The 19,799-nt window shown below is 60.3% G+C and carries 15 protein-coding genes, 1 riboswitch and 1 other annotated feature; of the genes, 2 read left to right on the forward strand and 13 right to left on the reverse strand.

Annotated features, from left to right (window positions below):
- Positions 1-25 precede the first annotated feature (25 nt).
- Both J4772_RS08100 and J4772_RS08105 read left to right on the forward strand, forming a co-directional pair.
- A complete protein-coding gene (locus J4772_RS08100; RefSeq protein WP_116062687.1) occupies positions 26-382 on the forward strand; it encodes a phage holin family protein in 357 nt (118 codons plus the stop codon).
- 197 nt (positions 383-579) lie between these two features.
- Complete coding sequence (locus J4772_RS08105) at positions 580-954, forward strand: cupredoxin domain-containing protein (protein WP_116062686.1); 375 nt, start codon at positions 580-582, stop codon at positions 952-954.
- Positions 955-1,022: 68 nt separating this feature from the next.
- Here the strand turns inward: J4772_RS08105 and zapA are convergent, their stop codons facing one another.
- From zapA to J4772_RS08170, 13 genes are all read right to left on the reverse strand, one after another.
- The gene (zapA, locus tag J4772_RS08110) at positions 1,023-4,457 is read right to left on the reverse strand and encodes a cell division protein ZapA (protein WP_209074825.1); all 3,435 of its coding nucleotides are present in this window, start codon (positions 4,455-4,457) and stop codon (positions 1,023-1,025) included.
- A 111-nt stretch (positions 4,458-4,568) separates the two neighbouring features.
- Positions 4,569-7,010, reverse strand: coding sequence for a phenylalanine--tRNA ligase subunit beta (gene pheT, locus J4772_RS08115; RefSeq protein ID WP_209074826.1), 2,442 nt, complete (start codon positions 7,008-7,010; stop codon positions 4,569-4,571).
- A gap of 37 nt (positions 7,011-7,047) precedes the next feature.
- Positions 7,048-8,082, reverse strand: a complete 1,035-nt coding sequence (gene pheS / locus J4772_RS08120; RefSeq protein ID WP_209074827.1) for a phenylalanine--tRNA ligase subunit alpha — start codon at positions 8,080-8,082, stop codon at positions 7,048-7,050.
- 43 nt (positions 8,083-8,125) lie between these two features.
- Positions 8,126-8,394, reverse strand: a binding site (T-box leader).
- A 47-nt stretch (positions 8,395-8,441) separates the two neighbouring features.
- Positions 8,442-9,308, reverse strand: coding sequence for a bifunctional hydroxymethylpyrimidine kinase/phosphomethylpyrimidine kinase (thiD, locus tag J4772_RS08125; RefSeq protein ID WP_209074828.1), 867 nt, complete (start codon positions 9,306-9,308; stop codon positions 8,442-8,444).
- Complete coding sequence (gene thiO, locus J4772_RS08130) at positions 9,305-10,594, reverse strand: glycine oxidase ThiO (protein WP_247741050.1); 1,290 nt, start codon at positions 10,592-10,594, stop codon at positions 9,305-9,307. The genes thiD and thiO overlap by 4 nt, the downstream gene beginning before the upstream one ends.
- The gene (locus J4772_RS08135) at positions 10,591-11,409 is read right to left on the reverse strand and encodes a thiazole synthase (RefSeq protein WP_371822835.1); all 819 of its coding nucleotides are present in this window, start codon (positions 11,407-11,409) and stop codon (positions 10,591-10,593) included. The genes thiO and J4772_RS08135 overlap by 4 nt, the downstream gene beginning before the upstream one ends.
- A gap of 8 nt (positions 11,410-11,417) precedes the next feature.
- On the reverse strand, positions 11,418-12,338 hold the full coding sequence (gene thiE / locus J4772_RS36955; RefSeq protein WP_209074829.1) for a thiamine phosphate synthase: 921 nt from the start codon (positions 12,336-12,338) through the stop codon (positions 11,418-11,420).
- Positions 12,316-13,575, reverse strand: coding sequence for a ThiF family adenylyltransferase (locus J4772_RS08145; protein ID WP_209074830.1), 1,260 nt, complete (start codon positions 13,573-13,575; stop codon positions 12,316-12,318). The genes thiE and J4772_RS08145 overlap by 23 nt, the downstream gene beginning before the upstream one ends.
- Complete coding sequence (gene thiC / locus J4772_RS08150; RefSeq protein ID WP_209074831.1) at positions 13,568-15,331, reverse strand: phosphomethylpyrimidine synthase ThiC; 1,764 nt, start codon at positions 15,329-15,331, stop codon at positions 13,568-13,570. Before thiC ends, J4772_RS08145 begins: the two co-directional genes overlap by 8 nt.
- A gap of 305 nt (positions 15,332-15,636) precedes the next feature.
- A riboswitch (TPP riboswitch) is annotated at positions 15,637-15,740 on the reverse strand.
- A gap of 32 nt (positions 15,741-15,772) precedes the next feature.
- Positions 15,773-16,990, reverse strand: a complete 1,218-nt coding sequence (rhaI, locus tag J4772_RS08155; RefSeq protein ID WP_209074832.1) for an L-rhamnose isomerase — start codon at positions 16,988-16,990, stop codon at positions 15,773-15,775.
- A gap of 23 nt (positions 16,991-17,013) precedes the next feature.
- Positions 17,014-17,679 carry a ribulose-phosphate 3-epimerase gene (gene rpe, locus J4772_RS08160; protein WP_116062677.1) on the reverse strand — a complete coding sequence of 222 codons (666 nt, stop codon included), beginning with the start codon at positions 17,677-17,679 and terminating at the stop codon, positions 17,014-17,016.
- A 17-nt stretch (positions 17,680-17,696) separates the two neighbouring features.
- Positions 17,697-18,731 carry an alcohol dehydrogenase catalytic domain-containing protein gene (locus J4772_RS08165; protein WP_209074833.1) on the reverse strand — a complete coding sequence of 345 codons (1,035 nt, stop codon included), beginning with the start codon at positions 18,729-18,731 and terminating at the stop codon, positions 17,697-17,699.
- 2 nt (positions 18,732-18,733) lie between these two features.
- Positions 18,734-19,798 (reverse strand): galactitol-1-phosphate 5-dehydrogenase, encoded by a 1,065-nt coding sequence (locus tag J4772_RS08170; protein WP_209074834.1) that lies wholly within the window; start codon positions 19,796-19,798, stop codon positions 18,734-18,736.
- Position 19,799 lies beyond the last annotated feature (1 nt).

Genomic DNA, 19,799 nt, shown 5'->3' on the forward strand with positions numbered 1-19,799 from the left:
ACTACTTCCAAAGGAGGTCGAAAACATGAATATCATCGGCACGATTGTTCGCTTTATTGTCGCAGCCATTGTCTTGATGGTTGTCGGCTGGCTCGTTCCTCAATTTTCCGTGGGCGGGTTTTGGAGCGCATTGATGCTTGCAGTCGTCATCGCCGTATTGGGGTGGATCATCGAAGGAATCTTCGGTAAAAAAGTGACCCCGTTCGGACGGGGGATCGTCGGATTCCTTTGCAGCGCCCTCGTCATCTGGCTGGCTCAGTTCGTCGTTGGCCACGTTGAAGTGACGGTAATCGGCGCGTTGCTGGCGGCTCTTGTAATCGGGATCATCGATCTGTTTATCCCGATCGCGTCCCCGTACGAAGCCGGCAAACACAGAAGCTAGCTACAGAGGGCGCGCAAGGTCTTTAATGCCTAAGGCCTTGCGCGCATCCTGCGTTAGGCCTATTTCTAAATAATGTCATGACTCTGCCATAGATTAAGCAATAGGCGCCCACAGCCTTATGATACAATGGTGTGCAGACGACAACGCCCAACGGGACGGACCGTCTGTCATTTCACCTTGTACGGAGGTTATTAATCATGCAAAGAAAATTCGCCTATTTCTTGACTATTGCAGCCTTGACGCTGATTTTATCGGCATGCGGAGGCAAGGATACAAACTCAGGCAGCAACGCTGGAGCAAGCGAAGAAACCTTTTCTCAAGAGGTTGTCGTTAAAGCGAGCAACTGGGAATTCGATCAAGCCGAATACGCCCTGCCGAAGGACACTCCGGTCAAGTTAACGCTCGAAAACTTGAAGGGTGCCCACGGGATCGAAGTTGTCGGTCAAGACATCTCGATCAGGGGCAACAAATCCAAGGTCGTCACTTTGCCGGCCGGTACTTATGAAATCCGATGCAGCATTATGTGCGGACAAGGCCATGCGCAAATGATCGCGAAGCTTGTCGTAAGCTAAACCATCCAAATTTCAAAGGCGATTCATCTCGGACAAACGTCCGGATGAATCGCCTTTTTTCGCATGCGTTATTCTTGTTCCAGCATGTCGATCCATTCGTTGTATTCGCTCTGGAGCTTCTTGTATTCCTCGTTCAGCTTGGCGTGCTCGACTTGCAGCCGCTCCAGTTCCGTTCGGTACTTTGCTCCCACCGCTGCTTGTTCGCTCAACTCTTCAAGCGCGGCTGCATCCGCTTCGCGGGAAGGTGCTGCCGCCGCTTCCGCTCGTGCGGCTTCCAGCTCGCTCTCCACGCTCTCGACAGCTTCTTTAAGCGCCGAACGGGAACGCTCCAATTCGACGGTGCGAGTTTCCAGCTCGCGAATCCGATCGGCCGCAGCTTGCCGCTCTTGCTGAGCTTCGGCCAGATGCGTCCGAAGCTCGCGGATCGTCTCGCTCCATTTCTGCTCCTGTTCATCACGCTCGGTAAGCTCCCGGATCAGACCCTCTCTCTCTCTTTGCGCTTCACCCAGAGCCTTCTGCTGAAGCTCCAAGCGCTCAGTCGTCTGAAGCTCGACCTCCTGCAGCATCTCCTGCTGCTCGAAGACGGTTTTCCTTTGGTCTTCCGCCTCCGCAGCCCATCGATCGACATCGCTTTCCAGCCGTTCGCGCTGCTCCTGCCACTCCTGCTCTTTGGCGCGCCATTGCGCTTGCTCGGACGACAAAGCTTGAAGCTCCGCTTTCACAGCTTCCAGTTCCTCCGAATAGATTGCCTCGAGCTCCTGCAATTCGGCAGCGGCATGAGCTTTCGCGTCCTTCAGTGCTTCTGCCAGAAGCCGCTCCGTCTCTTCTTTCGTCTTAGCCAGCTCTTTGTCCGCGATTGCTCTTGCTTCTGCGAGAGCAGCCTCCTGTTGGGCGCGTTCGGCGCTCACGCTTTGCTTGGCCTCAAGCCGTGCAGCTTCCAAGGCACTCGCGGCGTCAAGCTTCGCTTGCTCAAGCTCCAGCTCTGCTTCCAGCTTTGCTTCTTCCAGATCGGATGCCGCTTTTTCCGCTAGCTCACGCTTCTCTGCCTCAGTTCGCTGTTTCTGCTCTTGCAGCTCTGCCTCGGCCCGTTCTTTCTCCGCTTGCAGCTCTAGCTCCGATTCGAGCTTCGCCTCTTCCAGTTCGGACGCTTTCTGCTTCAGCTCACGCAGCTCTGCCTCGGCACGTTCTTTCTCCGCTTGCAGCTCTAGTTCCGCTTCCAGCTTCGCTTCTTCCAGTTTGGCTGCCTTCTGCTCCAGCTCCTGCAGCTCTGCTTCGGCCCGTTCTCTCTCCACTTGAAGCTCTAGTTCCGCTTCGAGCTTCGCTTCTTCCAGCTTGGCTGCCTTCTGCGCCAGCTCCTGCAACTCTGCCTCGGCCCGTTCTTTCTCCGCTTGCAGCTCTATTTCCGCTTCCAGCTTAGCCTCTTCCAGTTCGGATGCTTTCTGCTTCAACTCACGCAGCTCTGCCTCGGCCCGTTCTTTCTCCGCTTGCAGATCTAGCTCCGCTTCGAGCTTCGCTTCTTCCAGCTTGGCTGCCTTCTGCTTCAGCTCGCGCAACTCTGCCTCGGCCCGTTCTTTCTCTGTTTGCAGATCTAGCTCCGCTTCGAGCTTCGCTTCTTCCAGCTTGGCTGCCTTCTGCGCCAGCTCCTGCAACTCTGCCCCAGCACGTTCTTTCTCCGCTTGCAGCTCTATTTCTGCTTCTAGCTTGACCTCTTCCAGCTCCGACGCAGCTTGCATACGTGCTGCTTGCAGCGCTAACTCGACCTCGAGCTTCACTTCTTCCAGCTTGGCTACTTTCTGCGCCAGCTCCTGCAGCTCTGCTTCGGCTCTTTCTTTCTCTGCTTGCAGCTCTATTTCCGCTTCTAGCTTGGCCTCTTCCAGCTCCGACGCAGCTTGCATACGTGCTGCTTGCAGTGCTAGTTCGACCTCGAGCTTCCCTTCTTCCAGCTTCGTTGCCTTCTGAACTAGCTCCTGTAGCTCTGCCTCGGCACGTTCTTTCTCCGCTTGCAGCTCTATTTCCGCCTCCAGCTTCGCCTCTTCCAGCTTGGCTGCCTTCTGCGCCAACTCCTGCTGCTCTGCCTCAGCACGTTCTTTCTCTGCTTGCAGCTCTATTTCCGCTTCTAGCTTGGCCTCTTCCAGCTCCGACGCAGCTTGCGTTCGTGCTGCTTGCAGCGCTAGCTCTGCTTCGAGCTTCGCTTCTTCCAGCTTGGCTGCCTTCTGCGCCAGCTCCTGCAGCTCTGCTTCGGCACGTTCTCTCTCCGCTTGAAGCTCTATTTCCGCTTCTAGCTTGGCCTCTTCCAGCTCCGACGCAGCTTGCGTTCGTGCTGCTTGCAGCGCTAGCTCTGCTTCGAGCTTCGCTTCTTCCAGCTTGGCTGCCTTCTGCGCCAGCTCCTGCTGCTCTGCTTCGGCACGTTCTCTCTCCGCTTGAAGCTCTATTTCCGCTTCTAGCTTGACCTCTTCCAGCTCCGACGCAGCTTGCATACGTGCTGCTTGCAGTGCTAACTCGACCTCGAGCTTCCCTTCTTCCAGCTTGGCTGCCCTCTGCTTCAGCTCCTGTAGCTCTGCCTCGGCCCGTTCTCTCTCCGCTTGCAGATCTAGCTCCGCTTCCAGCTTTTCCTCTTCCAGCTTGGCTGCCTTCTGCGCCAGCTCCTGCAGTTCTGCTCCAGCCCGTTCTTTCTCCGCTTGGAGCGCTTGCGCCGAAGCTTGCTTTTGACGCTCCAGCTCCGCGTTCAAGCTTCCCCTTAGGCTTCCCAGCCGCTGTTCGGCTTTCTTCTCCGCCTGCTCAAGCTCCTCCGCAGCCTGCATCCGCACAGCCTGCAGCTCCGCTTCCGCAGCCGACCTTGCGGCTTCAAGAGCGGCTTGCGCGCGGGCCAGCTCCGCCTCCGAGTCTTTCTTCAGCGTCTCCAGTTCGATAGCGAATTCGACCTTGGCCAGTTCAAGCTCGTCTGCGGCCTGTTTTCGCGCCGCATCCAATTCCTTGGCCGCCCCGGCAACGGAAGCCTCCAGTTCAGCCGCAGCCTGCGTTTTAGCCGCACTCAATTCGGCGGCAGACCGCTCCTTAAGTTCAATTCGCTCCGCATCCGCTTGCTCGATGAATTCAGCCAACTCCCTAGCCGACTGTTCCCTCGCCGTCTCCAGCTCATTGGCAGACTGTTCCCTCAACGTTTCCAGCTCTCTGGCAGACTGTTCCTTAATAGCCTCAAGCCCCTGTGTCAGCGTGGACCGGATCTTTTCCAACTCTTCGATTTGCTGTTGTTGGTCGTGCTCGATTTTCAACAGCTGCTCGTTCTCCCGACGCAAACGCAGAAGCTCGTCCGCGATATTTACGGCTGCGAGCACGGCCAGCTTGGGCAGATCAAGCCTCGGGTAACCGAAGTCTACCTTGTTCATCTGCTCGTTGACGATCGCAGCCACTCTTTTCATATATTCCGTGCTTGTATGCCCCGTTATCGTATACTGCGTTCCATATATGTCAACGGTGACACGCGTTTTATCCTGATTGCTCACGGCGTGGTCCTCCCATTGCATTCGTAGTGATTGTTATGTAACAAAAGCAGCGAATCATCCTCCGCCAATCGGCGTCTAGATGTATTCGCTGCCTGCCTTATCGTTTCCTGCCTATTTCCGAAGTTCCGCTCCGTAAGATTGTTCCAATTGTGCAAGCACGCGCGCATGCGCCTCTCCGACTTCCTCATCCGTCAGCGTACGTTCCGCGTGACGGTACACGAGCGCCAACGCGACGCTCTTTTTATCGCTGCCGATCCGTTCCCCGGTATACACGTCGAACACCTTCACCGACTCCAGCAGTTCGCCCGCGGAAACCGAGATCGTCTCCGTCAGCGCCCCCCCGGCGACTCCGCGATCCACAACGACAGCGATATCGCGCTCGATCGCCGGATAACGAGGGAGAACGCGATATTCGATGCTCGCGTCCGCATACTCGTAGATCGGATCAAGCTCAAGCTCCGCCACGTATGCGTCAGGCAAATCGAACTCCCGCTGCGTCTCCGGGTGCACCTGGCCGATATAACCGATCTTCTCGCCCCCGCGCTCCGTACGAATGACGATCGCGGCGGTGCGGCCCGGATGGAAGCCGGCTGGCTGAGCGGCCTCGTAAGAAATGCGGCCCGTCAAACCAAGCCGGTCGAACGCCTGCTCCAGAATCCCCTTGGCGTCGTAGAAATCGACTGGCTCCGCAGTGCGGTTCCAAGCGGAGGAGCGACGGTTGCCCAGGAGCAGCAACGCGAGTCTCGGCTTTTCGTTCGGCAGCCTCGTCAGCGTCGTTTCATCGGTATGATAGACGTTGCCGATTTCGAACAGGGCGACATCGTTGTTTTTCCGATTCAGGTTATAGGCGGCCGCCTCAAGCAGACTCGGAATCAGCGTCGTGCGCAGCACGCTGCGCTCCTCGCTCATCGGCATCGCTAACGCGATCGGCTTGGCGCCTGCCGACAGCTCCGCGAACAGCTCCGTTCTCGGCAGCGAGGTTACGGAATAACTGATTGCCTCGTGCAGGCCCGCTCCGGTCAGAATCGTCCGCAATTTGCGGCGAATCGCTTGCGGCCTTGTCAGAGAGCCCGGCGTCGTCGGTCCTTCGATCGGCGTCGTCGGAATTTCGTCGTAGCCGTGCAATCGGGCGATCTCTTCCACAAGATCGACATCGCGGGAGATGTCTCCGCGCCGGGAAGGAACCGTAATCTTCCATACATCCTCGCCGCTAGCTTCCACCTCGAACTGCAGCCGGGACAAAATCGTCTTGATCTCAAGCGAGGACAGCTCTGTACCTAGCATGTTGTTGACCCGAGAGAGAGACAGCTCGATAACGGCCTGCTGCTGCGTGGACTCCTCAGCCTCGGCGACGCCTTCGGTCACTAATCCTTCGGCATAACGAGCCATCAGTCCCGCCGCGCGATCCAGCGCCGCGCGCACCCGCTCCGGATCGGTCTCCTTTTCGAAGCGAGCCGACGCCTCCGAGCGCAGACCCAGTTGGCGCGAAGTCCGCCGAACCGTGCTGCCGTCGAATTTCGCCGATTCCAGAATAATGTCCGTCGTGCCCTCCGACACCTCGGAGTTCGCGCCGCCCATCACGCCGGCAAGGCCGATCGCCTTCTCCGCGTCCGCAATGACGAGCATGTGCGGCTCCAGCTTGCGCTCCTGGCCGTCGAGCGTCTCCAAGGTTTCTCCAGCCCGCGCCAGACGAACGTCGATCCGTCCGCCCGCAACCTGCGCTGCATCAAACGCATGCAGCGGCTGGCCGTATTCGAGCATGACATAGTTCGTAATATCGACGATGTTGTTGATCGGACGAACGCCAGCCGCGATCAGACGATTCTGCATCCATTGCGGCGCAGGTCCGATTTTCACTCCTTTAATGTAGCGAGCGGTATAGAGCGAACAATGCTCAGGAGAACTAATCGATACGCGGACGTAATCCGAAGTAACTTCCGCAGCAGGATATACGGCCGCATCCGGCAAATTCAACGGACGTCCCGTCAGCGCCGACACCTCGTAAGCCACGCCGAGCATGCTGAGGCAATCCGAACGGTTCGGCGTCAGGTCGAGCTCGAGAATCGAGTCGTCCAAAGCGAGCACGTCCAAAATGTCGCGTCCGATCTCCGTGTCGGACGGAAGCACGAGAATGCCTTCTTGTTGCTCCTTCGGCAGCAGTTTGTCGTTGATACCGAGCTCGCGCGCCGAACAGATCATCCCCTGCGACTCCACGCCGCGCAGCTTCGCGCGCTTGATATTGAGGCCACCCGGCAGCTTAGCGCCGACGACGGCGACCGGAACCTTCATGTCCGCGTCAACGTTAGGCGCACCGCAGACGATCTGCAAATCCTCGCCCGTTCCGGCGTCGACAGTGCAAACGCTCAGCTTATCCGCATCGGGATGCTTCTCTCTTTTTTTCACATAGCCGACGACTACGCCGGTAACGCCCGCATTGCGGGACGGCACGGAATCGATCTCGATGCCTCCCCGCGTCATCATCTCCGCCAATTGCTCGGCAGGAATGCCGCTTAAATCGATATAATCGGATAACCACCGATAGGATACGTTCATGGGAAACTCCCCTCGTTTTTATCGTAATTTTTTCGCGTTATATTTTGGCGAACTGACTCAAGAACTTCGTGTCGTTCGCGTAGAAATGACGGATATCGTCAATGCCGTATTTCAGCAGCGCGATCCGTTCCACGCCCATGCCGAACGCAAAGCCCGTTACTTCGTTCGGGTCGTAGCCGCCGTATTCAAGCACCTTCGGGTGCACCATGCCGCAGCCGAGAATTTCGATCCAGCCGGTATGCTTGCACATCCGGCAGCCGCTGCCGCCGCACTGGGCGCAGGTAACGTCTACCTCCGCGCTCGGCTCCGTGAACGGGAAGAAGCTCGGACGCAGGCGAATTTGCATTTGCGGCCCGTACATTTCCTGCACGAATTGCAGCAGCGTTCCCTTCAGGTCGCTCATCCGAATGTTCGGCCCGATGACCAGCCCTTCGATCTGATGGAACATAAACGAATGCGTCGCGTCGTCGTCGTCTCGGCGATACACCTTGCCGGGACAGATGACTTTAACGGGAGTTTTGCCGTTTGCCGCCTTCATCGTGCGAATCTGCACCGGGGACGTCTGCGTACGCAGCAAAATCTCGTCCGTAATATAGAAGGAATCCTGCATATCGCGCGCGGGGTGGTTTTTCGGCAGATTAAGCGCCTCGAAGTTGAAGAAGTCGGTTTCGACCTCCGGCCCTTCCGCCACCGTATACCCCATCCCGATGAAAATATCTTCGATTTCCTCGACGATTTTGTTCAAAGGATGAATGGCGCCGGCGCCGACCGCCTTGCCCGGCAGCGTAACGTCGATCGTCTCCGCTTGCAGACGGCGCGCTGTCTCGGCCTGCTCAAAGCCGGTCTGCTTCTCCGCGATGACCGCTTCAATCGCCGCGCGAACCTCGTTGCCTACCTGTCCGATGATCGGACGCTCCTCGGCGCTGAGCGAGCCCATGCCGCGCAAAATTTCGGTGAGCTGCCCCTTCTTGCCCAAATAATGCACGCGGAGATCGTTCAGCGCGGCGGCGTCCGCCACGGTTTGCAGCTTATCCAGCGCTTCGCTCCGCAAAGCCTCTAATCGTTCCTTCATCACCATTCTCCTTCTCGCGACAAAATAAAAAGCCTTCTCTCCCGTAAGGGACGAAAAGACCGTGGTACCACCCTTGTTGGAATGCCGCTGCCCATCATCGGACGCACGCCTTATTCGGCGCTCGGACATTCCCGCTTCGTACGGCGTAACGGGCCGCAAGCCGGTATCTCCTACTGGACGGCCGCAGCCGAACGTTCAGAGATCTGCTCCGGAGCGAACTTCGGCAGCCTGATTTCTTAGGAACGCTCGCAATCTTCGGCGCTCCCTCCCTGTAAGAAGGCACTGCTTACTTTTCTCCATCGTTGCATTTGTGCATTTATTGATCATTATAGGGGATCGGAGAACCGCAAGCAAGCCGATTATCGCAAAAACCGCCTCTTTTCCGCAAATGCGCCATGCCAAAGTGAGCCTGTTCCTTTCCCTAGCGCAAAGGCTTCCGAAATCGCCGCGGCCACGAACGCTTTCGCTTCACGGCAGGCCTCCTCCGGCAGAGCTCCTTTCGCCAGCAGAGCCGCGATGGCGGACGCCGTCGTACAGCCCGTGCCGTGCGTATGGGGAGTCGGATACCTCGGTCCGACGAACCGCTTTGTCTCCCCGGGACGCTCGGCGGAGACGAATACGTCGACGGCCTCCTCTCCGCTCCAATGTCCGCCCTTAAGAAACACATGCCTGGAGCCCAACGCGAGCAGACGCTTCGCCAATCGCTCCATATCCGTCATCGTTCGAATGTCGCCGGAATGGACGCCGAGCAGCCGACAAGCTTCCGGCAAGTTCGGCGTGACGACTTCCGCCATCGGCAGCAGCAGACGCTTCATCGCTTTGAACGCGCCGCCGTCCATAAGCGGCGAACCGTCCGAGGCAGCGCCCACAGGATCGACGATAAGCCGCTTGACCCGATGCCTCGCGAACGACCTTGCCGCCGCTTCGACATGGGCGGTCGCGGGCAGCATTCCCGTCTTGACGGCATCGGCTCCAATGTCGGACATCACGCTTTCGAGCTGCGCCTCCACCATGTCAGGCGAGACGTTGTCCACGCGCTGCACTCCCAGGCTGTTTTGCGCCGTCACCGCCGTCACGACGCTCATCCCGTATACGCCAAACTCCTGAAACGTCTTCAGATCCGCCTGAATGCCCGCTCCCCCGCCCGAATCCGAGCCGGCGACCGTCAAAGCCAGCGGACGGCGAAAAGCAGATGCTTCCCTGGACAACCGGGCGCCCTCTCTCATCCTAAGCCCCTCCTCGTCCCCGCTACACAGAACCGCTTGATCCCGAAGGCATTCTCATACCCTTTTTCGCCGGCCTTCCCTTCCAACAGATCTCCCACCAGCGCCGCCGTCGCCGGAGCCAGCAAAATACCGTTGCGATAATGGCCGCACGCCAGCACCAACTCCGAAACCTCGGGGACGGGGCCGATCAGCGGCCAGCCGTCCAACGTCGCGGGCCTTAGGCCCGCCCAGCCCCGCGAGGGAGGGATACCGCCAAGGAAAGGCAGCGCGCGATCGCTCCAGCGCTTCAGCCGTCCAATCCCCTGCTCTGTGACGCTCCGCTCAAAACCGGCGACATCTTCCGAGGCTCCGCATACGAGGCTCCCGTCTTTTTTGCCGACCCAATACGCTTGGCTGGAAAAAACCATATGACGGACAGGATCGCCTTTCCCGTCATACGCGCAAATTTGTCCCCGGATCGGATGAACCGGCACGTCGACGGGCAGCCACTCTCGCACGAATCCGCTCCATGCTCCGGCGCACACGACGACCCGATCCGCCAGCCAGCTTCCCGCGCCCGCGGTTCGGACGACGACGCCTGTGCCGGCTACCCTCTCCATTCCCTTTACGCGTCCGGCATGGGCCACGAGCCTCACCCCGGCCCGGCGACACGCTTCCTCCGCCGATCCGACCAGCTTCGGCGCGAACACATGACTCTCGCCGGGACAATAGAGCGCGCCTAACGCCCGATCGGACAACTTCGGCTCCCGGCGGCGCAGCTCCGCCGCTCCGAGCAGCTCGAATCCGGCCCCGTACCGGCTCTGCCATTCGAGCCTCGCGCGCAGGGACAGGAAATCCGCCTCGTGAAACGCGACGTTCAAGCTCCCGCTGCGCTGCAATTCAGCCGAATGACCGGTCAGTTCCTCAAGCTCGCGAACCCAGTCCGGGTATCGCGAATGGCTGTCCGCGCACAGCCGGAAAAACGCGTCGGGGCTTTCGGGATTTTCCGAGAACGGCGCCAACATTCCCGCAGCCGCCCCGGAGGCTTGACCGCCGAACGCCTCCGCCTCCAGCACCGTGACGCGGAAGCCCCGCTTGGCCGCCTCCCAGGCGCTGGACAGCCCGATGATGCCGCCACCGAGGATCAGCACCTCCGCGGATCGCGCCGACTTGACACCCCCGGCCGATTGCACCGATCTCGCGCTCCCCGTCGATTGCGCCAACTTCGCACCTCCGGCTGGTTGCGTCGACTTCGCGATCCCTCTCCCGGGCTTCGCTTCCGCGCTTCCTTTCGACGCTCCGCTCACGTTTTCCCCTCCCAGGCTTCGGGTCTGAACAGCCGTCCCTCCAGTTCGCTGCTGGCAGAGGCATAGCGCTTCCGGGGAATGCGTCCGGCCATCCGGGACAGCCGTCCCGCTTCGATTGCCAGCTTCATCGCCCGCGCCATCGCCACCGGGTCCACCGCTTTGGAGACGGGCGTATTGGCGAGAATGCCGTCCGCGCCCAGCTCCATCGCCTGAACGGCGTCCCCGGCCGTGCCGAGCCCCGCATCCACGATAACGGGAACCCGCGCCTCCTCGGCAATCAGGCCCAGGTTGTACGGATTCAGGATGCCCAAGCCCGTGCCGATCGGAGCTCCGCCCGGCATGACCGCCGCCGCTCCGGCATCCTCCAGCCTGCGGCACAGCGCCGGATCGTCCGACGTATAGGGCAGCACAGTGAAGCCTTCGTCAGCCAGCCGTTCCGTCGCCTTCAGCGTCTCCACCGGATCGGGCAGCAGCGTGCGGGGATTGGAACTGATCTCCACCTTGATCCAATCCCCCAGCCCCGCGGCGCGCGCCAGCCGGGCGATTCGCACGGCCTCATCTGCGTTTCCGGCCCCCGACGTATTGGGCAAATAGATCAGCTCTCTGCCCGCCACATGCTGCAGCACGCCGTCGTCTTCATAGTTGTCCAGATTGATCCGGCGCACCGCGAACGTAATAACCTCGGCTCCGGATGCCTCCAACGCCTGGAGAAAAACGGCGGGACTCGGAAACCTGCCCGTGCCCAGAAAAAAACGCGACTTCAACTTCCGTCCCCCGATAACCATACCGTCTTGCACAATTATATCCATTTCCATCCCCACGCTCAGCCTCCCCCGACAAAATGAACGAATTCGACCGAGCCCCCGCCTTGCAGCGGCGTCTCTCCCCACAGCTGGCGCGGGACGACCGCCCCGTCCAGCTCGGCGATGACGCTTCGGCCTTCCAGTTTGTACTCCGCTGCCAGTTCCAGCAGGGTGGCCGCCTGCGTCCGCTCGCTGCGGCCGTTGACGACAACGTCGATCTCCCGGACGTCCCCGGGAGCCGGCATCGGTACCGACAAGGATACCGGTACGGATAGCGACACCGATTCCGCCAATGCTGCCTGCTCTCCCAGACGCCAGGCGTTAATCTTCCCCAGCAGATTGCGGCAGACCGATTCGGGATTGTCATGGCCGACGATGGCGGACACCGCGCACAGTCTTCTGGCCCCTGCCCGCAGCACTTCCTCCGCATTGGTCTCCGTAATGCCGCCGATGGCGACGAACGGGATGCCAATTTCCGCGGCCGCCTGCGCGACGTAAGCGGTCGTCACTGCTTGCCGTCCCGGCTTGGTGCTCGTCGGATAGACGGGACCGACGCCGATATAATCCGCTCCCGCTCGCTCGGCGGCGCGAGCCTGCTCGATCCGATGCGTAGAAATGCCGATGATCCGGCGCGAACCGAGAAGCTCGCGCGCCGCCTCGATCGGCAGGTCGTCCTGCCCGAGATGAACGCCGTCGGCGTCCGCGGCCAGCGCAACGTCCGGATGATCGTTGACGATGAGAGGCACGCCGTACTTGGCGGTCAGCTCTTTCAGCCGCTTCGCCTTCTCGATCAGCTCCCGCTTCGGGCTCATCTTGTCGCGGAGCTGCACAATATCGGCTCCTCCCCTTAAAGCCGCCTCCATCACCTCCAGCATGCCGCGCCCCGGATGATAGTTTTCGCCGGTAATGACGTACAGCTTAAAATCCAACGGACGTTTCATCTGCTTCCCTCCCTGTCCCGTCGCTCAAATAATGCCGATAAATTTCCATCGCGCGTTCGGGCTCGCCCGCGCCTTGAATCAGCGCGCGTCCTTCCGCGAAAATGACGATCCGCTCTTCTGCCGCCGTTGAAGCACGCAGCAAATACCGATTGTCGGCGGTAATGGCGCAGCCCGCCGCAACCAGCCGCCTTCTCCACTCCGACAGCGACACCGACGGCTTCAGCGCTAACTGAAACGTATCCCTTCCGCACAGGACGATCAGCCTTGCCGCCTCCCGATCGTCGCCGAACAAAGCATTTCCCGTCGCACTCTCTGAGCGGTCGGCAATCGAGACATCTTCCGCCGCGACCGCCCTTCTAACACCGAGCAATGCCGCTTCAGTCGCATTTTGCTCCTTGGCCCGTTCGCCGTTCGCAGAGAGGCGGACGGAGTCTCCATGCTCCGCAAGCTCCCGGCGAGCAGCTGCCGCCGACTCCCCCCACCCGCAATAAGGGCAAGGTTCAACCGGCGGCGGCAGCTTCCATTCCTTGACCGCGAAATGCCACGCATCCAGAGTCAGCCACGTTCCGCGCAGCGCCGAGCGATTGCCCGTCAGCGCCTTCAGCGCCTCCGCCGCCTGCAAAGCGGCCACCATCTCCACCGCAGGCGAGATAACGCCGAGCGTGTCGCAGGTCGGCGCGCCGTCGCTCCCCGTCTCCTCCTCGCCAAGCAGACAGCGCAAGCAGCAGTGGTCCCCCGGAACGAGCAGCGCAGTCATCCCTCCTGAGCCGGCAACGCCGCCGTACACGAGCGGAATGCCGCGGCTGAAGCAGGCGTCGCTGAGCATTAGCCGCGTCGCCGCATTGTCGGTGCCGTCAAGCACAAGGTCGACGTCTGCCGCCAGCGACTCCGCATTGCGCCGATCCACGTCGGCCACGAACGCTTCAATTCGCGCCCTGCCGTTGACCCGGCGCAGCTTCGCTGCGGCGGCGACCGCCTTGGGCAGCGCCGCTTCCGCGTCCTCCTCGTCGTACAGCGTCTGCCGGTGCAGGTTGCTCAGCTCCACGTAATCCCGATCGACGAGGCGCAGGCGGCCCACTCCGGCCCGGATCATATGCTGGGCGAGCGACGCGCCGAGCGCCCCGGCGCCTACAACGAGCACGCTCGCCTCCCCGAGTCTTCGCTGGCCCTGCGTCCCGATCGGTGCGAAGCGAATCTGCCGGGAGTATCGCGCCTCCGTTTCCGCTTCCCTAAGCATAGATCCGGCTTCCCCCGGCCTTAAACGCTTCCGCCTGCTCCTGCATGCCGGCCTCCAGCGCTTCCTCCTCCGCTACGCCGTGCTTCTCCGCGTAATCGCGAATGTCCTGCGTAATGCGCATGCTGCAAAACTTCGGGCCGCACATCGAGCAGAAATGCGCCGATTTGGCCGCCTCCGCCGGCAGCGTCTCGTCGTGGTAGGCCATAGCGCGCTCCGGATCGAGCGACAGATGGAATTGATCTCTCCAGCGGAATTCGAATCTCGCCTTGGACAGCGCATCGTCGCGCAGTCGAGCCCGCGGATGGCCCTTCGCCAGATCGGCGGCATGGGCGGCGATCTTGTAGGCGATGACGCCGTCCTTGACGTCCTCCTTGTTCGGCAAGCCGAGATGCTCCTTCGGCGTCACGTAGCAGAGCATCGCCGTGCCGAACCAGCCGATCATCGCGGCGCCGATCGCGGACGTAATATGGTCGTACCCCGGAGCGATGTCGGTCGTCAGCGGCCCCAGCGTGTAGAACGGCGCCTCCTTGCACACCTCCATCTGCCGGTCGACGTTTTCCTTGATCAGATGCATGGGCACGTGGCCGGGTCCTTCGATCATCACCTGCACATCGTGCTTCCACGCGATCTCGGTCAGCTCGCCGAGCGTGTCCAGCTCCGCGAACTGCGCCTCGTCGTTGGCGTCGGCGATCGAACCGGGCCGCAGACCGTCTCCGAGCGAGAAGCTGACGTCGTAGGCTTTCATAATCTCGCAAATGTCCTCGAAATGCGTATACAGGAAGTTCTCCTTGTGATGAGCCAGACACCAGGCCGCCATAATCGAGCCGCCGCGGGAGACGATGCCGGTCACCCGCTTCGCCGTTAGCGGAATATAGCGCAGCCGCACCCCGGCATGAATCGTGAAGTAATCGACGCCCTGCTCCGCCTGCTCGATCAGCGTGTCGCGGAACACCTCCCAGCTCAGCTCCTCCGCCTTGCCTCCGACCTTCTCCAGCGCCTGGTAGATCGGCACCGTGCCGACCGGAACCGGGGAATTGCGAATGATCCATTCTCGGGTCGTGTGAATATTTTTGCCTGTGGACAGGTCCATGATCGTATCGGCTCCCCAGCGGGTCGCCCACGTCATCTTCTCAACCTCCTCCTCGATCGAGGAGGCGACGGCCGAGTTGCCGATGTTGGCGTTAATCTTGACATGAAAATGCCGCCCGATAATCATCGGCTCGCACTCGGGATGGTTGATGTTCGCCGGGATAATCGCTCGCCCCGCAGCTACCTCCGCCCGTACGAATTCCGCGCTCATCCCTTCGCGCAGCGCGATATATTCCATCTCCGGCGTAATCCGCCCTTGGCGGGCGAAGTGCAGTTGCGTCACGTTGCGCCCTTCCGCCGCCCGCAAGCAGCGGTTATGCGGCTTGGGAAATACCTCCGCGCCCCTCTTCTCCGCCGCATCGGCCGTCGCAAAGCCGTTGTCCTCAGGCCGCACCTCACGTCCCTCGTACTCGACCGTGTCGCCTCGCTCCGCAATCCAGCGTCCCCGAACGGAGGGCAGTCCCCGCCGCACATCGGCCTGAAAACCATCCTCCGTATACGGGCCGCTGGCGTCGTACACCCGAATCGGATCGTTCGGCTCCTCCAGCCCGTTTCTCCCTGAACTCGGCTCAAGCGCGATCTCGCGCATCGGCACCCGAATGTCTTCCCTGTCTCCCGTCGCGTACACCTTGCGGCTTCCCGGCAGCGGCGTCGTCATCATCGGCATAACAAAAAACCTCCTTAAGCGGCGTAATGTCAAATTCCGCTGGGAGGCCATGAGTAAGAAGATAAGAAACGACGGCCAGACTTGACGACGACTCCATTTCAGGCGCATGCATACCGACTGCGACACTCGTGCCGATACGGCAAGCGATGGCGAGTACGCGCGGTTCGCCCCTGCCGTTGCGCCTGTCCGCGGCAATCCGCCGCATAACAAAAGCCGCCCCGGCAGGGAGCGGCTGAATGTGTCACGCTCATGAAAAGCCATGACGCAAGCATGAAGAAGCCCGCGGCCATCGCCTTCCAAAGTCTGACGTACATTGCCCACTTTCCTACGCTGGCATAACCCAGATCAGGTTCAAAGGGACCAAGGCATCGCCTTATCTCAGCCCTTGCGGGCGCCCCTAGTGGAATTCAATGAAAACTTTACAATCGATTCAGGCTTCTGTCAACCCTTGAACGACGAAGCTCTTTTCTTTATTTTTCCGTTATAGGCCCCTTCCCGGAACGCCGCGATCGGATCGACCGGCAGCCCCTGCTCCTCCCGGACTACCCTCAGCAACGGGCCTACATCGAACTCGAACGCCTTGCGAACCGCTTCCTCGGCGCCCAGCACGTCCTGCCTTTCCTGCGCCGCGCGCACTTCCGCATGATCGACCAGCAGCGCCTTCGCATACTGGGTCTGTACGTTCAAGATCGAGCGGACCATTGCCTCGACCTTCGGCTCGATATTGTGCGATTGATCGATCATGTAAGCGATGTTGTCCACCGTGCTCCGAACGTCCGCGCATGCATCCTCTGAGGCGTGAACAATTTGATAAAAGATCAAAAACAACTCGTAAGGATCGATCGCCCCGACGATCAAATCGTCGTCCGCGTATTTCCGGCTGTTGAAATGGAACCCGCCCAACCGGCATTCGTCCAGCAAATAAGCAACGATGTGCTCCACGTTCGTGCCTGGCGCGTGGTGGCCCGTATCGACAAGCACCTGCGCTTGCGGTCCAAGCTTGCACGCCAAATTGTACGCCATACCCCAGTCCGCCAGATCGGTGTGATAAAACGCCGGCTCGAAAAACTTGTACTCGATCAGCATCCGCATCCCCGGCGCCAACGCCCCGTAAACCTCCTCTAGCGACTCCCGCATCCACGTTTTGCGCGCCCTTAAGTCGCCTTGCCCCGGGTAATTCGTACCGTCCGCGAACCACAGGCTAATATCCCGCGATCCCGTCTGCCTGGCAATGTCGACGCATTCCAGCAAGTGCTCCGTCGCCTTGCGCCGAATCGTCGCATCCGCGTTCGTCACGCTGCCCAACATATAGTCGTCGTCCTGAAACAGATTCGGGTTTATCGCGCCAATCGTGACGCCGAGACTCTCCGCATGGCTGCGCAATCCGTCGTAGCTGTCCGTTTTGTCCCACGGGATATGGATAGCGACGGAAGGACAAAGCCCCGTCAGCCGATGAACCTCCGCGGCGTCTTCGATTCTCTCGTACGGCGTTCGGGCGGCATAGCGGTTGAGAAACACCTTGAACCGAGTGCCCGAATCTCCGAAGCCCCAGGACGGGGTCTCGATTTTGAGCGCCTTCAGCCTGCTTTTCACCCGTTCTACATCAATTCCTCTTGCTCGCTGCCTCTGCTCGAACAGCTGATAATCTTGGTCCGTCATAGCGAAGCTACCTCCCTGCATTGTTATAGAATGCTTGTCTTAAAGCGCTTAGTCGCCTCTTCGATGTCCGTCCCAGGGGTAAAAATGCTCGACGTTCCCGCGACGAAAATGTCCGCGCCCGCCTGTCGCATCTTAAGCGCATTGTCCCAACTGACGTTGCCGTCCACCTCGATCTCGATATCCGGGCGGCCGCTTGCGGTCAGCCGCTCCTTCAACCCGGCGATTTTGCGCAGTGTTGAAGGGACGAGCTTCTGCCCCGCGAAGCCAGGATTGACCGTCATGACAAGCACGAGCTCCAAGTCGTCCAGCACCTCGTCGACGGCGTACAGCGGTGTCGCCGGATTGAGGGCGACGGAAGGCCGCGCCCCCTTGTCGCGAATATGCTGCAGCGTTCGCTGCAAATGCACCGAGGCTTCCTGATGAACCGACACGATGTCTCCTTCGCGAATGTCGAAGACGGATAACAGCGACTCCGGGCGTTCCACCATCAGATGAAAATCGAACGGAATACTCGTCATCTCCCGAACGCAGCGGATAAAATCCGGACCAAGCGTAAAGTTAGGCACGAAGTGGCCGTCCATGACGTCGAAATGAAGATAGTCCGTTCCGGCCCGCTCCAGCGCTCGCACACTCTCCTCAAGCTTGCGGAAATCGACGCACATCATCGATGGCGAAATTTTGCCCGACATTCGCTTCTCCTCCCTTCTCACGGGTTCACGATAACGCGCAGACCTTCATGGCTCTCTGCGACGCGAATCGCTTCCTCGATCCGTTCGAGCGGGAAGCGATGGCTAATAAACTTGGACATATCGATGATGCCGTTATTGATCAGTTCGACTGCCTGCTGATGATGGCGGGGAAGCGAGCCGTGGGCGCCGTGAACGAACAGTTCCTTGTAGTGAATCAGGTTTGTATCGAGCGGAACAATCGCCCGGTCCTTGGGGAGCCCGCCGAAGAAGTTGACCCGAGCCCTGTTCTTGGCCATGCGGATCGCGTCGACTTGGGATTCCGGCGACGGGTTGCACGTGATGACGACGTCCGCTCCGAGGCCCCCCGTTTCATCAAGCACGCGCTGCACTGCGTCTTCGTCGCCCGAACAGATGTAGGCCGCCGCTCCGAGGCGTTTCGCGATTTCGAGGCGGGGACGCGAACGATTGACGAGCAGCACTCTCGCTCCCATCTTCATCGCCACCTCGACGAGCATCATCCCGATCGGTCCGGCGCCGATGACGACGACGGTGTCCCCCAGCTTCACCTGAGACAGCTCCAATCCGTTCAATACGCAGGCAAGCGGTTCCGCCAAGGCGGCTTCCTCGTAGCTGATCCCGTCCCCGATTTTGTGTATCGGTCCGTAGTTCACGACCATCTTGTTGAGCAGAACGTATTCCGCGAAGCTGCCGGCAAACTGGTAACCCATCGCGTAGTTGATCTGACAGTTGTTCCCGATGCCCGCCTCGCAAAATACGCACTCTCCGCACGGCACGTCCGCCCCGAGACATATCCGGTCGCCGACCGAGAACCGGGTGACGTTGGCGCCGACCGCGACGACGCTCCCCGCGGCTTCATGACCGAGAATTTGCGGAAGCTGCACGCGGCTGTTGCCATGACGATAGATTCGAATATCGCTGCCGCAGATGCCGACCGCCTCCACCTTCATCAGAATGCTGTCCGCGTCGACCTCCGGCGTCGGCACCTCCTTTAACGCCATTCTTTCCAATTGCTCCAATACCGCCGCTTTCATCTTTAACCCTCTCCTTTACCGATAGTCCACATCACTTTGTTGTAAAAAGCCGTCCGGTCCCGCATCATGCCGAGCGCTTCTCCAAGCTCCTCCAGAGCAACCTTATGCGTAATCAAAGGAGGGATTTGAAGCTTGCCCTGGGCCATTGCCCGTACGGCCAGCTTCCATTCGTTCTTCGGCAGCTCGGCGTAATCCGAATTCCACGTTCCGACGACGGTCAGCTGCTTGCGAAGCATTTCCCAATAGCCGTTTTGCATCAGCCCCATCGGTCCGGACGGGTTGCCCATCAGCACGACGCGCCCTCCCGGCCGAGCCGCGCGCAGGCAGTTTTCCCACGAAGCAGGATGTCCCGCGCCTTCGACGGCGAGATCGACGCCCGCTCCCTCCGTCCGTTCCATCGTCCACGTCTGTACATCCTCGTTCGCAGCGTTCACGACGTCTGCAAAACCGTTCTCTCGGGCGAACGCAAGCTTGCTATCGTCTACGTCCGCAAGCAGCACCTGGGAAGCCCCCCAAGCTCGCGCCCACTGGGCCAACATCAAGCCGATCGGCCCGGCGCCGCTAATCAGCACACGATCGCCGATGTCCAGCCCGCCGCGCCGCAGCGCATGAATCGCAACCGCGGCCGGCTCGGCCATCGCCAGCTCCTCGCCGCTCAGCCCTTCCGGAGCCGGAATCAAATTCCATGTCGGCACGCAGACGTACTCGGCGAACGCCCCGTCCGACCGGGAGCCCTTGTAGTCGTAGGCGCTGCAAGTTGCGTAGGCGCCGACCTCGCAGCTGGGGCAGGCGCGACAAGGCAGCAGCGGAAATACCGCGGCCATCGTCCCCATCAGCCGCTCGTCCTCTCCTTCGCCAACGGCTTCTACGCGCCCGGAAAACTCATGGCCCGGAATCGTCGGAAACTTGTAGGTGCCTTTCTCATAAATGCGGGGAATGTCGGAGCCGCATACGCCGCATGCCGTCACCTTCAGCAGAACCTCTCCTCTGCCGGGGGCCGGCTTCGGCACCCGCATCAGCCTCAGATCGCCGATTCCGTTCAACACCCACGCCTTCATCGTCGCCATT

The sequence above is a fragment of the Cohnella sp. LGH genome, assembly GCF_017671885.1.
Taxonomy (GTDB): domain Bacteria; phylum Bacillota; class Bacilli; order Paenibacillales; family Paenibacillaceae; genus Cohnella; species Cohnella phaseoli.

What these genes read in the sequence shown, in the direction of transcription:
- J4772_RS08100 (WP_116062687.1), top strand. Translation starts at nt 26, where the DNA reads ATGAATATCATCGGCACGATTGTTCGCTTTATTGTCGCAGCCATTGTC.
- J4772_RS08105 (WP_116062686.1), top strand. Translation starts at nt 580, where the DNA reads ATGCAAAGAAAATTCGCCTATTTCTTGACTATTGCAGCCTTGACGCTG.
- pheT (WP_209074826.1), bottom strand. Translation starts at nt 7,010, where the DNA reads ATGAACGTATCCTATCGGTGGTTATCCGATTATATCGATTTAAGCGGC.
- pheS (WP_209074827.1), bottom strand. Translation starts at nt 8,082, where the DNA reads ATGAAGGAACGATTAGAGGCTTTGCGGAGCGAAGCGCTGGATAAGCTG.
- thiD (WP_209074828.1), bottom strand. Translation starts at nt 9,308, where the DNA reads ATGAGAGAGGGCGCCCGGTTGTCCAGGGAAGCATCTGCTTTTCGCCGT.
- J4772_RS08135 (WP_371822835.1), bottom strand. Translation starts at nt 11,409, where the DNA reads ATGGAAATGGATATAATTGTGCAAGACGGTATGGTTATCGGGGGACGG.
- thiE (WP_209074829.1), bottom strand. Translation starts at nt 12,338, where the DNA reads ATGAAACGTCCGTTGGATTTTAAGCTGTACGTCATTACCGGCGAAAAC.
- J4772_RS08145 (WP_209074830.1), bottom strand. Translation starts at nt 13,575, where the DNA reads ATGCTTAGGGAAGCGGAAACGGAGGCGCGATACTCCCGGCAGATTCGC.
- thiC (WP_209074831.1), bottom strand. Translation starts at nt 15,331, where the DNA reads ATGCCGATGATGACGACGCCGCTGCCGGGAAGCCGCAAGGTGTACGCG.
- rhaI (WP_209074832.1), bottom strand. Translation starts at nt 16,990, where the DNA reads ATGACGGACCAAGATTATCAGCTGTTCGAGCAGAGGCAGCGAGCAAGA.
- rpe (WP_116062677.1), bottom strand. Translation starts at nt 17,679, where the DNA reads ATGTCGGGCAAAATTTCGCCATCGATGATGTGCGTCGATTTCCGCAAG.
- J4772_RS08165 (WP_209074833.1), bottom strand. Translation starts at nt 18,731, where the DNA reads ATGAAAGCGGCGGTATTGGAGCAATTGGAAAGAATGGCGTTAAAGGAG.
- J4772_RS08170 (WP_209074834.1), bottom strand. Translation starts at nt 19,798, where the DNA reads ATGGCGACGATGAAGGCGTGGGTGTTGAACGGAATCGGCGATCTGAGG.